This is a genomic window from Billgrantia sp. Q4P2 (genome assembly GCF_052806135.1).
This window is the reverse complement of record NZ_JBRBAI010000018.1, coordinates 15408-29048: the sequence shown is the minus strand read 5'-3', so window position 1 is coordinate 29048 and position 13641 is coordinate 15408. Positions and strand designations below refer to the sequence as shown.

Genomic DNA, 13641 nt, shown 5'->3' with positions numbered 1-13641 from the left:
GTACTACCTCAGAGGAAAAATGGGTGCTTCATCTCGCTCGGCGATTTGTTGGGTTACCTTGAACAAATGCTTGCGTAAGCGAAGATTAGCTATTCGCGTTAGCTATCGGTCAGCAGGACGAGTAACCTGCGGAATGAAAGTGGAGCATTTTAGCGTCGTACAGCAGCATAGGGAACCGCATGGCCACGATCGAACACAGCGCAATTCTCAAGGCCCCGCCGGAGCGGGTATTTGCCCTGCTGGAACGGGTCGAGGACTTCGTCGATTACTCCGACCTGATCAAGGCGATCGAGCCGCTCGGCGGCGAACGCTATCGCTGGCACGTGCATGCCGTGGGCATGGACTGGACCTTCGACGTGGCCATCACCGAGAACCGGCCGCCCGAAGTGCTGGCCTGGGAATCGGTGGATGGCGTTCACAACCAGGGCTGTTATCGGCTCAGCCCGGTGGAGGCGGGTACCGAAGTGTCCTTCACGCTGACTTATACCATACGCAACCGCCTGGTCGAGAAGGCCGTTACCAAGGCTGCCAAGCCGCTGGTGAACAAGGTCAGCCGACAGATACTGGAACGGGTCGAGGCCAGGCTGGATTAAAGTTAGGCGCCTATCTTTTTCTTTTCCTCGGCGAGGACTAAACTCGATTCAACGAGGCAAAGCCGGCCTCAGGTCTTTCCGCTAGTGTCGAGGAATGCATCGTGAGCGTGATCAAGGGGCTGATGTGGTGCATGGCGGTGCTGTTCGCTCAACTCGGGCTGCTGCGTTATATCGATCTGCGCGTTGCCACGATGGAACGGCTGAAGGAGCCGCCGCTGGAGCCTGTCGAGGGCTCGGTACCGGGTGAGTCGGCGGCCTTCGAAAAGCAGGGCGAACTCGACGCCTGACCTCCACTGCATGGATCGTCTTACCGGGCGGGAAGTGACCTCTCACGGCGGGCATGTCACCATTGCCGAAATCCGAATGGAAACCTGCCGATGCCGAATGACTCGTCACTTCGCCGCCGCTGGCGCTGGGTTGCCTTGGGCGCCAGCGTGACCATGGCCGCCTATGTGTGGTTCTGGCACTCACCGGATCTCTCGGCCATGCGACACTGGGTCGAGGAAACCTCCCATCACCCGCTGGTCGTCATCGGCGTCATGCTGACCATGGCCATTACCCTGGCCATAGGTCTGCCCGGCAGCATCGGGCTATGGCTGATCGCTCCCTTCTATCCGCCGCATATCGCCACGCCGATGCTGATTCTCGGTAGTGTCAGCGGTGCCTTGGGCGCTTATCACCTGGCGGCCCGCGTCGGCAATCGCTGGAACCCCAAGGGCCTGACCCGCAAGATCATGCGGATGCTCACGGTGCGCAGCGACCTGCTGACCCAGTGTGCGCTGCGTGTCCTGCCGGGCTTTCCGCACTCGGTGATCAATTACGCCGCCGGCCTTTGCCGACTTCCCCTCGGCACCTTCGTGCTTGCCGCGGCCCTGGGCCTGGGCATCAAGTGGGCCATCTACGCCAGCGCCATCCATAGCGGGCTGCAGGCGGTCAGTCGCGAAGACGACGCCTTCACCTTCGACATCCTGCTGCCATTGTTCGCCCTGGCGTTGTTGCTGCTGATCGGTGCCTGGATACGGCGGCGGGTGGAAGAGGGCAAAGAGCTGTAGTCAGGGTACGATCAGAACCGGCAGCGGCACCCTGGCAATCACTTCCTCATCCTCTCGCAACAGGGTTTCCAGCTCGTCTCGATGCAGCAGCAGCCCGCCGGCATTGGCATGGGCCAGCGCTTTTTCCAGCTCTCCGGCGTGAGCGGTGGGCAGGGGGGCAGCGCCATCGAACAGCGATGCCAGCCACCCCGGTATAGAAGGGATGGCGTCTGCCTGGGCCTGCGTGCCACCCCCCGTTGCCAGCCAGCGCAACGGGCCACGCCGGAAGGGGTGTGACTCATCCCACAGCAGCACCGTGCAGGGGGCTTCGAGAATCAGCCGGCGGCTGGTGGAGCCCAGGCGGCTGCCCCAGCGCTCGCTGGTGCCGGCCTTGCCAAGCACCAGCACGTCGCCCGGCCCGGCCTTGGTCAGGGCCTCGGCGGCTATCTGCCCACGGCTGACCTCGAGCCGATGGCGCAGGTTGCGCCCGGCCACCGCCGTGGCCAGCGCCTGCCGCACGCGCTGCAGCTGATGGGCGATACTGGCTTCCAGTGAATCGGTCGTGAGCGGGCGTGTCAGCCCCGACTGAGCGCCGATCTCGCAGGAAAAGGGGAAGGCGGCGCAGCTCAGCAGGTCCAGGTCCTCGACGTAGAGCGCGACCAGCTCGGCGTGGCGCTGGCTGGCCAGGTCCACCGCCGCGGCAAGGGCCGCGAGGCTGTGGCGCGAGGCATCGAGCAGGGCCAGCACTCGCACCACTTCCAGCATTGGCGTCTGAGGGTTGCCGCCGTGCGGAGCATCGTCATTCGTCATCGCGTTGTGCCTCGCCCTCGCTCTCCTTGCTGTCTTGCTCGTCGTTCGCCTTTTCGCTCTCTTTGCCCTTGCTCTTCTTCACCGCCTGGTGAAAGGCCGTGAGCCGTTCGACGACCTGGGCGTTCAGGCTTCCGGCAGGGTACTCGCCGTCGCCATCGCGCTCGCCGGGCGTCATCCCGGTGAGCAGCGCCAGCGCCTGGTCCAGGTGCTCGATGGCATAGACCTTGAACTCGCCGGCGGCGATGGCATCGCGCACCTCGCGCTTGAGCATCAGATGCTCCACGTTGGTGGCGGGCAGCAGCACGCCGTGCCCCTTTACGCCGCCGCGCGCCTGGCAGATATCGAAGAAGCCCTCGATCTTCTCGTTGACGCCGCCCACGGCCTGAACGCGCCCATGTTGATCGATGGAGCCGGTCACCGCCAGGCGCTGGTCGATGCCTGCCCGGGCGATGGCCGAAATCAACACGCAGGCTTCGGCCACCGAGGCGCTATCGCCTTCGATGCCGCCGTAGGACTGCTCGAAGGCCAGGCTGGCGGAAAGCGACAGCGGCGTATCCGGGGCATAGCGGCTGGCCAGGCAGCGCGACAGGATCATCACCGCCTTGGAGTGGATGCGCCCGCCCAGGCGTGCTTCGCGCTCGATATCCACCACATGGCCCGGCCCGGGCCGGGCGGTAGCCGTGATGCGGGTCGGCTGACCGAAGGCGTAGTCGCCCAGGCTCATCACCGAAAGGCCATTCACCTGGCCGACCTGGAAACCCTCGAGCTGGATCGCCACGGTGCCGCGGACAATCGCCTCGTGGCTGCGCTCGTGAATGCGGCTGGCGCGCCACAGTTGCTGGGCCACGGCCTTCTCGACATGGCGGCGCGATACCACCTTGGCGGCGTCGCGATCGGCCCAGTGGTCGGCCTCCTCCAGCAGGTCGCTCAAGGCCCGGTGGCGGGCGGTGAGCTTGCCCTGGTCGTCGGCCAGGCGGCTGGCCCGCTCGATCACTGCCGCCACGCCGCTACGGTCCAGCGGTCGCAGCGCCGAATCCCGCGCCAGGGTAGCCACCATGCGTGCATAAAGCGGCTGGTTGCCGTGATTGCGCTCGAGTTCGTCCTCCAGGTCGGCCTGCACCTTGAACAGCTCCAGGAAGTCGGGATCCTGTTCGCACAGCAGGTAATAGAACAGGCGCTCGCCGAGCAGTACCACCTTGAGGTCCAGCGGCACCGGTTCGGGCTCGAGCGTCGTGGTGCTCATCAGGCCATAGGCCTGCTCCAACGATTCGGTGCGAATCTCGCCGGCACGCAGCACCCGCTTGAGCGTTTCCCAGGCACCGGCGTGCATCAGCATGGCGCGCACGTCGACCACAAGGTAACCGCCATTGGCCCGATGCAGGCCACCGGCACGAATCAGCGAGAAATCGGTCAGCAGGGTGCCGTTGTGAACGTGATGCTCGATACGCCCTACCAGGTGTTGATGGGTCGGCAGGTCGAGATAGACCACCGGGGCACCTTCGCAGCCGGTATTGTCGACGAGCAGGTTGATCTGGAAGCGATTGAAGATCGCATCGGGTGGCAACTCGGGTTCATCGGCGATGAACGAGTCGACGTGTAGCAGCATGGCCTCGCGCAGCGCATTGAGGTGGTTCAGTACGCCGTCGTGGTCGGTGTAGCGCTCTTCCAGTTCGGCCAGCGGCGCGTCGATGGCCGTTTGCAGCATCTCCCCGTTGAGCGCGGCGGTCTGCTCGCGCAATTGCTTGGCCAGGCGTGGCATGTGGCGAATGGCTTTGGCGAGTTTCTTCTGCAGCACCTGCACCGTGCCCTCGATGCGCTCACGCTCGTCCCGCTCGAGCTTTTCGAACTCCTCGGGCGACATCATCTTGTCGTCACCGCCGGCCGGGGCGAAGGTGAAACCGTTGGGCGTCGAGAGCAGCAGGATGTCATGTTCGCGGGCCTCGCGGCGTACCGCCTCGATGGCATCGCGCTGGCGTTCGCCCATGGCCTGTTTCAGCTCATGCAGGCGGTTCTGGTACTCATCGCCCTCGAACACGGCGGGGATGGCCGAACGCAACTCCTCCGCCAACTGCTCGAGGTCGGCCCGCAGTACCCGGCCCATGCCGGTGGGCAGCAGCAGGTGCAGCGGCTGTGTGTGGTCCTCGAAGTTGTAGCGGTAGGCAATGTCCGGGGGGGTAGGTTCGTCGCGCGAGCGTTCGGCAAGAAAACGCCCCACCAACTGGTGCTTGCCATGGCCGGGGTGGCCCAGCACATAGAGGTTGAAACCCTCGCTGCGCATGGAGGTGCCGAAATCCAACGCATCGCGGGCGCGGGCATGGCCACTCAGCATATCCAACGACTCGAGTTCACTGGTAATCTCGAAATCGAAGGCGTCCTCGGGGCAGGCGCGATAGACCTGTGTGGCGTTCAAGGGCTCCAGGGGGTTCACCAACCGTTCTCCTTATCCTCTAATACAGTCCAGTATGGAGGAGAGGCGACAAGCCTGCATGATGCAGATCAATATGACGGGCGGGCTCGCACGGCTGCCGACAAGGAGACCACCATTATGACTTTCACCTTTTGGTTCGAATTCGCCAGCACCTACTCCTACCCGGCCGCGATGCGGCTCGAACACCTGGCTGCCGAGCGGGATATCGAGGTGCGCTGGCAGCCCTTCCTGCTGGGGCCGATCTTCCAGGCCCAGGGCTGGAACGACACGCCCTTCAAGCTGTACCCAGCCAAGGGCAGCTACATGTGGCGCGACATCGAGCGCCTGTGCGATCGCGACGGCATCCGTTTTCACCGCCCCTCGCAGTTTCCCCGCAGCGGCCTGCTGGCGGCGCGCATTGCCAACTGGCATGCCGAGGAGGAGTGGGTGCCGGCGTTCGTGCGCAGCGTCTACCGTGCCAACTTCGAACACGACGAGGACATTGCCGACCCTCGGGTCATTGCCAACTGCCTGGCGGAACTCAAGCTCGACGCCGAGGTGCTGCTGGCAGAGGGCAAGCGGCCCGAAGCCAAGGAGGCGCTGCGGGAAGCCACGGAGCGGGCCCAGGCACTAGGTATCTTCGGAGCGCCGTTCTTCATGGCCGGCGACGAGCCGTTCTGGGGCTACGACCGGATGGAACAGGCACTCGACTGGTACGAAGCGCGGATGGAAGAGGAGTGAGCGGGCGCAGCCTCACGTCAGCGGTAGCGGTAGATGCGCAGGCTGGGCAGGTAGGGCGTATCTTCGAGCTTCTCGTCGCTGCGGCGGGCACGGGTGCGGCTCTGCGGTGGCGCGGCCGGGGGCAGGTTGTGGTCGGGCAGGCAGCCGCGCGGCGCGGGCAGGAACAGTGGCAGCGCCACGTTCATGGCGCGGCGGGTGCGGCCATCCTCCAGCGGCTCGCAGTAGAACAGGTTGGCGCGCATCAGGGGCGCCTGGCTTTGTACCTGGGCCAGCGGTTCGCTCGAGGGAAGGGCGGCCAGCTTGCGTAGCTGGATGCGCACGTGGGGTGCGTCGCTGTCCAGCGCCAGCAGCTTCTTTTCCACCTCGCGTACCGTCAGCCGCTTGATCGAGCGGCCGCTCGAGTACCAGGCCAGGCGCACCCGGGCCACGGCTGCCTCGGCCACGGGAATGGCCCGCCAGCACTGCTTGAGGTGCAAGCGTGCCAAGCCGCTACCGCGCAGGTGGTCGTGCAGCTGTGGGTGACGAAACGGCAGCACCGCCTTGGCTTCGGCCAGCAGCGGTGGATCCTCGGCCTTGATGCGAGCCAGCTGCTCGGCGAATTCGGCCTTGGCCGCATTCACCTCCACCACCCTGGCCATCAACATCTCATCGGCGGCCACCAGGCCGACGTGACTGCGAGTGGCGCGGCCGTCCTGGCCGTCGGTGTACCAGAAGTCGAGCAATGCACGGCGCAGCCACTCGGTGCTGGCCTCGGCCTGGAAGGCCCAGGCCTCGGCGGGGGAAGCGGCATAGGCCTCCAGCAGCGCCTCGGTGCGCTCGATCAGCATATCGAAGGCGACCTCCAGTTCGGCCAGTAGCCGATAGGTCGGCGCCGGGGCCAGGGTCACCGCTCGTCGCCTCGGTCGGCGCGGGCCAGCCACTCGTCGATGTTGCTCTCGTCGAGTGCCGGCTCGCCGGCAATGCGGTGCGACTCATCGGCCCAGGCACCCAGGTCGATCAGTTTGCAGCGCTCGCTGCAGAAGGGGCGGTAGGGGTTCTTCTCGCTCCACACCACCTTCTTCTGGCATTGCGGGCAGGCGACGGTCAGGGGGCGTTGGTTGTGTTGGCTCATGAAACCTGGATGTGTGATGGTTTAGTAAAGTCTAGCTATTAATGCGGGCAGAAGACCAGATCCATGGCTTCATCAATGGCGACGATCGGCTTTGCGATAGACACCATTGCGTTCGCGCTTCCCCACGGCAATGACCAGCACGACAAGCTCCTGGTCGCGAACCTCGTAAACAAGGCGAAAACCAGCGCTGCGAAGCTTGATCTTGTAGCGACACTTGCTTCCGGAAAGTTGAGCCGCTGGCCGGATAGGGGTGTCGAGAATGGCAGCCAACTTCTTCTTGAATTGTGAGCGTACGCTATCATCGAGCTTACGCCACTCCTTCAATGCTTCCTCTCGGAAGCGAAGCTCATAGCTCATCCAGAGTCACCGTGATCTCCGCTTGCGAGCTGCGCTCATCGGCGATCCGGTTCAACTCGGCATCTTCCAGTTTTTCCAGCAATTCTTCATAAGCAGCTGCCGGTACGCAATAAAAAGCAGGCTCATTCCGATTCAGTACGGCAACAGGGAAGCCCCCGCCCGCAGCTACGGTCGCCATGGGGTTCTTCTTTAGCTCAGAAATACTGGCTGTGGTATTGGCAAGGATAGTGTGGGGCATGGGAGCCTCCAGTTCCTGATCTTCGAGACCAGATTATAGGTCTTTTAATAGATCTTTCAAGAGGTCTCCCGGTAGCGTCGATCCAGTTCGGCGACCTGGGCGGCGAGATCCTGCTCGCTGCCGCTGTTGTCGATCACGTCGTCGGCGCGGGCCAGGCGTTCGCTGCGCGGCATCTGGGCGGCCACGATGGCGCGGGCCTGGGCTTCATCGACATCGTCGCGGGCGGCGGTGCGGGCGAACTGCAGGCTCTCCGGCACGTCGATCACCAGGCAGCGGTCCACCATCTCGTTCTGGCCGGATTCGAACAGCAGCGGCGAGACCAGTAGTACATAGGGCGCGCCTTCGGCCTGTAGCCGCTCCAGGTGTGCCACGATGCGCTGGCGGATGCGCGGATGGGTGACCGATTCGAGCCACAGTCGCTCGCTCGGTTCGGCAAACACGATATCGCGCAGCGCGCGGCGGTTCAGGCTGCCATCGGCCTGTAGTACCTGCCCGCCGAAGCGCTCGGCGATCTCGGCCAGCGCCGGCTCACCCGGTTCGACCACTTCGCGAGCCACGTCATCGGCATCCACCCACGGCACGCCCAGCGCCGCGAAGGCCCGTGCCACGGTGCTCTTGCCGGAAGCGATACCGCCCGTTACGCCAACGATCAAAGCAGCTTCTCCCTCACCAACCCTCACTCAGAGTGTCATGCCGACATAGACGGCCATCAACGGCTCACCCACCAATAGCGCGATCCAGCCGGCGCTGGCCAGGTAGGGCCCGAAGGGCATCGGGGCGCCACGCAGGCGGGGCAGGGCGAGCTGGATGGCGATGCCCACGATGGCCCCTACGCCGGCGGAAAGGATCAGCACCATCGGCAGGTACTGCCAGCCCAGCCAGGCGCCCAGTGCCGCCAGCAGCTTGAAGTCGCCGTAGCCCATGCCTTCCTTGCCGGTTATCAGCTTGAACAGCCAGTAGACGCTCCACAGGGCAAGGTAGCCCACCATGGCGCCGATCACCGCGCTGGGCAGCATCAGCGGCTGGAACAGAAGCTGGTAGAGCAGGCCCGCCCACAGCAGCGGCAGGGTAACGACATCCGGCAGCAACTGGGTGCGCAGGTCGATCACGGCGAGAGCCAGCAGTGCCAGGCAAGCGGCGAAGACGAACAGGCCCTGCCAAGTGGCCCCGTAAAGTGCCAGCACGGCCAGCGCCAGGCCGGCGCCGGCCAGCTCCACAAGCGGATACTGAGGGCTGATACGTGTCTGACAGGAAGCGCAGCGGCCGCGGCGCTTGAACCAGCCGACGACCGGCAGGTTATCGTGCCAGGCAATGGGCGCTTCACAGCGGGGGCAGATCGAGCGCGGCACCAGCAGGTTGAAGCGGGGCGATTCCTCCTCGGGCAGCTCCAGCGCCTCGCGGGCCTCGGCCCGCCAGCCAAGCATCAGCATGACCGGCAAGCGCACGATCACCACGTTGAGGAAGCTACCCAGGCAAAGGCCCAGTACGGCCACGAGCGGCCAGAGGATAGAGGGGGAAAGGTCAAGCAAAAGGCAGTCCTTATTTTCTCAAGGTTCGAGTGCCTGGATCGCCTGCCTTGCAAAGGCAACTAAGGGGCGGTAATAACCAGCTTCGATGACTTCGGCCACGATTTGGTCATCAACCTCCAAATAGTCATGCACTAGCGCATTACGCAGGCCAACGACTTTACGCCATGGGACCTCATGACCGATCAAGCCTTGTTCAATAAGCGCTTCAAAGGCGCTAAGAGCATTCTGGCTCACCATGCCGGTCTCTCGCTTGGCCCAGTGCTTGGCAACGCCAATGCATCCTTCAATCAAGATCTGCAGCGTGCGCTCCGCAGCATGTCTTTCCAGGCGCGACCAAGGACGATCCTTGGCGATGCGGTCAAGTGTGGCGATATCCGTCTCGCATTCCGCGATATGCTGCCGAAGCGAGATCAAATAGGCGATGCCAGGGCTTGAGTCAGCCATAACGCCTCGCTTGGTGGTAGTAATCCTGTTCCCAGCGGGACATGATGCGCGCTTCCTGGGTCATCCGTAGCTGCGGGTGTTTATCGACGAGTAGCCGCCCCTGTTCGAGAATGCTCCAGCCCAGTGGAATGGAGCAGATGCCAAGATCCACTACGCTGAGCTGGCTCTCAGAGAGACCAAACTCACGTTGCCAATCGAGCGCAAGGAGTTCTGGCCGAAGCCTGCGTTCCAAGGGCGACTTCAGCCAATCGGTAAAGGCGACAGCGAGGTCGTAGTCGCTTTGCTCTCCATGGTCGCCACGAGCGCGGGAACCGTACAGCCAAAGAGCGGCCAGGTCATCCCGCTTCCGGGCAAGTGAGATCAATCGCTCTAGTACGTCAGGCGCCATGCTCTTGTCCCGTGCTTTGTACATCAGAATGATCGTAGCGCGCACAGCAATAACAATACAGCGCCTTCCTCACAGCACAGTGCCCAGCTCGAAGATCGGCAGGTACATCGAAACCACCAGGCCGCCGACCAGTACGCCGAGTACCACGATGATCAGGGGTTCCAGCAGCGAGGTCAACGCGTCGACCTTGTTGTCGACCTCCTCCTCGTAGTAATCGGCCACGCGGTTGAGCATGGCATCCAGCGCGCCGGATTCCTCGCCGATGCTCACCATCTGCACTGCCAGCGCCGGGAAGCGTTCGGTCAGGCGCATGGCGAAGTGGAGCTGCTGGCCGGTGGAGACGTCTTCGCGGATCTGCCGCGTGGCACGTTCGTACACCAGGTTGCCGGTGGCCCCGGCGGCGATGTCCAGCGCCTCCACCATGGGCACGCCGGCCCCGTAGGTGGTGGCCAGGGTGCGGGAATAGCGCGCCACGGCCGACTTGTCGAAGATATCGCCTAGCACCGGCACCCGGAGCAGGAACGCATGCACGCGATAAGCGAAAGCCGGCGAGCGCTTGATGCCCTGGCGCATCAGGTAGACGAAGGCGATCATCCCGCCCAGGCCCCACAGCCAGTACTGCTGGGCGAATTCGGAAAGCGCGATGGTCATGCGGGTCATGGCCGGCAGCTCGGCGCCAAAGCCATGGAACAGGCTCTCGAACTGGGGCACCACCTTGATCAGCAGCAGCGCCGTGACCCCGATACCCACCAGGATCACCGCAATGGGGTACCACAGCGCCTTCTTCACCCGGCCCTTGAGCGACTCCACCTTCTCCTTGTAGGTGGCGATACGGTCGAGCATGCGATCCAGCGAGCCGGAACTCTCGCCGGCCTCCACCAGGTTGCAGAACAGGCTGTCGAAGTGCTCGGGGTGATTGCGCAGCGCCTGGGAAAAATTCGAGCCGGCCGCCACCTCGTTCATCATCTGCTGCACCACGGCGCTCATGGCCGGCTTGCGAATGCTCTCGGCCACCACCTGGAAGGCCTGCAGCACCGGCACCCCGGCACGAATCATGGTGGCCATCTGGCGGGCGAACAGCATCACGTCCCTGGGCTTGATCGTGCCCATCCCTCCGGTGAGCCCGCCCTTGCGGCGCACGCTCTTGACGATGATGTTCTGATTGGCCAGCTCGCGTTCCACCTCGAACTTCTCGGCGGCCACGACCTCCCCGCTGACCAGGCGCCCACCGGGACCCTTGCCCGTCCAGCGCCAGCGGTGGAGTTTCAGCTTCCTTGGCGCTCTAGCCGTTCTGGTTGCCATAGATTCCCTGCTGCAGTTTCGATAGTCGGTTTTTCTTTCCTAATTATTATCGACCCAAGTGTGCCTGACATAAGTGTTCTTCATGGAGTTACGCAGCAATAAATTGTTGCGATTTGTTAGTCTTTCGTGACTCGATTGACCTCGGTCAGGCTCGTTATACCCTGCATCACCTTCAGCAGACCACTGCGGCGCAGGTCCGGGTGGCCCTCTTCCCGCGCCAGCTTGTCGAAGTCCATCGAATTGCCGTTGCGCATGATCAGTTGGCTCATGGCATTGCTGATCGGCACCACCTCGTAGATACCCACGCGCCCCTTGTAGCCGTGGGTACAGTGTTTGCAGCCTACTGCTTCATACACGGTGGCGCCATCCACTTCCTCTTTCGTGAAGCCCTCCTGCAGCAGCACCTCGTGGGGAAGCGCCGCCTCCTGGCGGCAATGCTTGCACAGCCGCCGCGCCAGGCGCTGGGCGATGATCAGGCTCACGGAGCTGGCGATGTTGAACGGCGGCACCCCCATGTTGGCCAGGCGGGTGAGGGTTTCCGCGGCGGAGTTGGTGTGTACCGTGGAAAGCACTAGGTGGCCGGTCTGCGACGCCTTCACCGCAATCTCGGCGGTTTCCAGGTCGCGGATCTCACCCACCATCACCACGTCAGGGTCCTGGCGCAGGAAGGCGCGCAGGGCGCTGGCGAAATCCAGGCCGATCTTGGGCAGCACGTTGACCTGGTTGACCCCCGGCACCTTGATCTCCACCGGGTCCTCCGCGGTACAGATGTTGCGCTGCACTTCGTTGAGCATGTTCAACCCCGTGTAGAGCGTCACCGTCTTGCCGCTGCCGGTAGGGCCGGTGACCAGGATCATGCCCTGGGGGTGGTCCAGCACGCCTTCGTACAGTGCGCGCTGCTCCGGTGTGAAGCCCAGCGCATCGATACCGATCTGCGCCGAGGCGGGGTCGAGAATACGCAACACGATCTTCTCGCCGTATACGGTAGGCAGCGAGTTCACGCGGAAATCGATCGAGCGGGACTTCGATACCTTGAGCTTGATCGCGCCATCCTGCGGCAGGCGGCGCTCGGAGATATCCAGCCGTGCCATGACCTTCAGGCGCGCGGCGATGCGCGAACGCATGGCAAAGGGCGGGCGCGCCGACTCCATCAGCATGCCGTCCACGCGCATGCGCACCCGGTAGCTGGTCTCGTAGGGCTCGAAGTGAATGTCCGAAGCGCCGCGGCGAATGGCATCCAGCAGCACCTTGTTGACGAACTTGACGATCGGTGCATCGTCGGCACCGCTGGCGGCGGCATCGCTGGCGCGTTCGTCGCTGATGTCGACGCCTTCATCGAATTCCAGTTGGCTAACCGCATCGTCCACACCCGCCAGCTCGTCCATCATGCTGGACTCGTGCTGGGCCAGGTAGGCCTCGAGCACCGGCATCAGCTGGTCCACCGGGCACAGCACGGCTTCGATGCCAAGGCCGGTGGCGAACTGCAGCTCGTCGAGCAGGGCCAGGGTGGAAGGGTAGGGCACCGCCACGGTTAGCCGGTGGCTACGGCGGCTGAGTGGCACCACGCACAGCTTGCGCAGCAGCTTCTCAGGGTAATCGTTGGCCGGGGGCAGGCTCGACAGGCGTAGCGCATCGAGGTCGACCAGCGGCAGGCCATACTCCCAGGCCGCACACAGCGTACCCTGGCGGGCCGTGACCAGGCCGGCATCGATGACGTGCTGCAGCAGGCCGATCTCCGCCTCTCGCGCCTCGTGCTCCGCCCGTTCGGCCGCTGCACGGGTAAGCATCCCATATTCCACCAGTCTGCGAGCGAAGCCGCGCAGCCCCCCGACATCGACCGCGCGCTGCTGGGCGGTATCTTCACTGGCTGGTTCTGCCGTTCGATAGTCGTTCATGGCGCCTCAGGCATAGGCCCGCAAGGGCGGTGAGAGATAGGGTTACCGGCATTCTAGCCCGTTGGCGTGGCCCATCACAGCAAGCTGACAAACGTCCCACCAACTGGTATTAACACTATAATGACTTATGATGGAGCTGGCCTCATGCCTACGTAGGTAGCGCTTGCGGGTTTGAGGCTGAGTCATCTAATGTAAGAACAAGGCTCACGTAGCCGTGAAGAAGGGCGCGAACTCAGGCATTTACGGCATAAGCTTGAGAAAGCCCGGCAAGGGAACGAGCGAGGCCCGCTGGGCCGAGCCACGATGTAAGCGGCTACTGCGCCGCAGGTGCAAACCGCCCAGGGCCGCCGAAAGCGGCCAACGGGCACCACTAGAGCAGGGGACGACTGCGATGAGTGTAAAAGAATTGATGCAAAAGCGAGCAGCCGCCAAGCGAGGCCAGGGCGGTTTCACCTTGATCGAACTGCTGATCGTCGTGGCGATCATCGGGATTCTGGCGGCGATAGCGATTCCGCAGTATCAGAATTATACGATCCGATCTGCCGAGAATGCCTGCTTAGCTGATACCCGGGCGTATGCAACAGCCGTCGGTATTGCTGCCAACCAGGGGGCAACAACAGCACCAGATTTATCAACTGTAATTTCAGGGGATTCGGCCTGCCAGAGCATTGTAGCTTCTGGGACTGTTGTTACCGGAACACCTAACTCTCCTGGTGTTGACGCTCAGGTAGTCGATCTCGGTTTCGGTTCTTTCTGATTATTCTGTCATTTCATGAGTGGCCGGTTTAAAGCCGG

At 63.4% G+C, this 13641-nt stretch carries 17 protein-coding genes; 5 read left to right on the top strand and 12 right to left on the bottom strand.

From position 1 onward, the window contains the following. Positions 1-179 precede the first annotated feature (179 nt). The 3 genes from ACUY1T_RS20850 to ACUY1T_RS20840 all read left to right on the top strand — a co-directional run bounded on the left by ACUY1T_RS20850 (position 180) and on the right by ACUY1T_RS20840 (position 1645). The gene (locus tag ACUY1T_RS20850) at positions 180-593 is read left to right on the top strand and encodes an SRPBCC family protein (protein ID WP_446025486.1); all 414 of its coding nucleotides are present in this window, start codon (positions 180-182) and stop codon (positions 591-593) included. Between the two features lie 101 nt (positions 594-694). Continuing rightward, positions 695-880, top strand: coding sequence for a hypothetical protein (locus tag ACUY1T_RS20845; protein WP_446025485.1), 186 nt, complete (start codon positions 695-697; stop codon positions 878-880). 90 nt (positions 881-970) lie between these two features. Beyond that, the gene (locus ACUY1T_RS20840) at positions 971-1645 is read left to right on the top strand and encodes a TVP38/TMEM64 family protein (RefSeq protein ID WP_446025484.1); all 675 of its coding nucleotides are present in this window, start codon (positions 971-973) and stop codon (positions 1643-1645) included. On the opposite strand, the gene ACUY1T_RS20835 is transcribed toward ACUY1T_RS20840, so the two are convergent. Both ACUY1T_RS20835 and ACUY1T_RS20830 read right to left on the bottom strand, forming a co-directional pair. Further along, positions 1646-2434, bottom strand: a complete 789-nt coding sequence (locus tag ACUY1T_RS20835; RefSeq protein ID WP_446025483.1) for a universal stress protein — start codon at positions 2432-2434, stop codon at positions 1646-1648. After that, positions 2424-4862, bottom strand: a complete 2439-nt coding sequence (locus ACUY1T_RS20830; RefSeq protein ID WP_446025482.1) for a Lon protease family protein — start codon at positions 4860-4862, stop codon at positions 2424-2426. Before ACUY1T_RS20830 ends, ACUY1T_RS20835 begins: the two co-directional genes overlap by 11 nt. Positions 4863-4979: 117 nt before the next feature. Between ACUY1T_RS20830 and ACUY1T_RS20825 the strand changes: the two genes are divergently transcribed. Continuing rightward, a complete protein-coding gene (locus ACUY1T_RS20825) occupies positions 4980-5582 on the top strand; it encodes a DsbA family protein (RefSeq protein ID WP_446025481.1) in 603 nt (200 codons plus the stop codon). A gap of 17 nt (positions 5583-5599) precedes the next feature. Here ACUY1T_RS20825 and ACUY1T_RS20820 read toward each other — a convergent pair whose 3' ends face one another. From ACUY1T_RS20820 to pilB, 10 genes are all read right to left on the bottom strand, one after another. After that, positions 5600-6463: a DNA replication terminus site-binding protein gene (locus ACUY1T_RS20820; RefSeq protein ID WP_446025503.1), complete on the bottom strand. Its 864-nt coding sequence runs from the start codon at positions 6461-6463 to the stop codon at positions 5600-5602. 2 nt (positions 6464-6465) lie between these two features. Beyond that, positions 6466-6693, bottom strand: a complete 228-nt coding sequence (gene yacG / locus ACUY1T_RS20815; RefSeq protein ID WP_446025480.1) for a DNA gyrase inhibitor YacG — start codon at positions 6691-6693, stop codon at positions 6466-6468. 72 nt (positions 6694-6765) lie between these two features. Further along, positions 6766-7050 (bottom strand): type II toxin-antitoxin system RelE family toxin, encoded by a 285-nt coding sequence (locus ACUY1T_RS20810; protein WP_446025479.1) that lies wholly within the window; start codon positions 7048-7050, stop codon positions 6766-6768. After that, positions 7040-7288 (bottom strand): type II toxin-antitoxin system Phd/YefM family antitoxin, encoded by a 249-nt coding sequence (locus ACUY1T_RS20805; RefSeq protein ID WP_446025478.1) that lies wholly within the window; start codon positions 7286-7288, stop codon positions 7040-7042. The genes ACUY1T_RS20810 and ACUY1T_RS20805 overlap by 11 nt, the downstream gene beginning before the upstream one ends. Positions 7289-7344: 56 nt before the next feature. Next, positions 7345-7941, bottom strand: a complete 597-nt coding sequence (coaE, locus tag ACUY1T_RS20800; protein ID WP_446025477.1) for a dephospho-CoA kinase — start codon at positions 7939-7941, stop codon at positions 7345-7347. A 27-nt stretch (positions 7942-7968) separates the two neighbouring features. Next, on the bottom strand, positions 7969-8817 hold the full coding sequence (locus tag ACUY1T_RS20795; protein ID WP_446025476.1) for a prepilin peptidase: 849 nt from the start codon (positions 8815-8817) through the stop codon (positions 7969-7971). 18 nt (positions 8818-8835) lie between these two features. Further along, on the bottom strand, positions 8836-9261 hold the full coding sequence (hepT, locus tag ACUY1T_RS20790) for a type VII toxin-antitoxin system HepT family RNase toxin (RefSeq protein ID WP_446025475.1): 426 nt from the start codon (positions 9259-9261) through the stop codon (positions 8836-8838). Continuing rightward, positions 9254-9649, bottom strand: coding sequence for a type VII toxin-antitoxin system MntA family adenylyltransferase antitoxin (gene mntA / locus ACUY1T_RS20785; protein WP_446025474.1), 396 nt, complete (start codon positions 9647-9649; stop codon positions 9254-9256). The genes hepT and mntA overlap by 8 nt, the downstream gene beginning before the upstream one ends. Positions 9650-9718: 69 nt before the next feature. After that, entirely contained in the window at positions 9719-10951 is a 1233-nt protein-coding gene (locus ACUY1T_RS20780; protein WP_446025473.1) for a type II secretion system F family protein, read from the bottom strand. A 116-nt stretch (positions 10952-11067) separates the two neighbouring features. Then, positions 11068-12846 carry a type IV-A pilus assembly ATPase PilB gene (gene pilB, locus ACUY1T_RS20775; RefSeq protein ID WP_446025472.1) on the bottom strand — a complete coding sequence of 593 codons (1779 nt, stop codon included), beginning with the start codon at positions 12844-12846 and terminating at the stop codon, positions 11068-11070. A gap of 391 nt (positions 12847-13237) precedes the next feature. Here pilB and ACUY1T_RS20770 point away from each other — a divergent pair, with 391 nt between their 5' ends. After that, positions 13238-13603, top strand: coding sequence for a pilin (locus tag ACUY1T_RS20770; protein ID WP_446025471.1), 366 nt, complete (start codon positions 13238-13240; stop codon positions 13601-13603). The last annotated feature ends 38 nt before the right edge of the window (positions 13604-13641 follow it).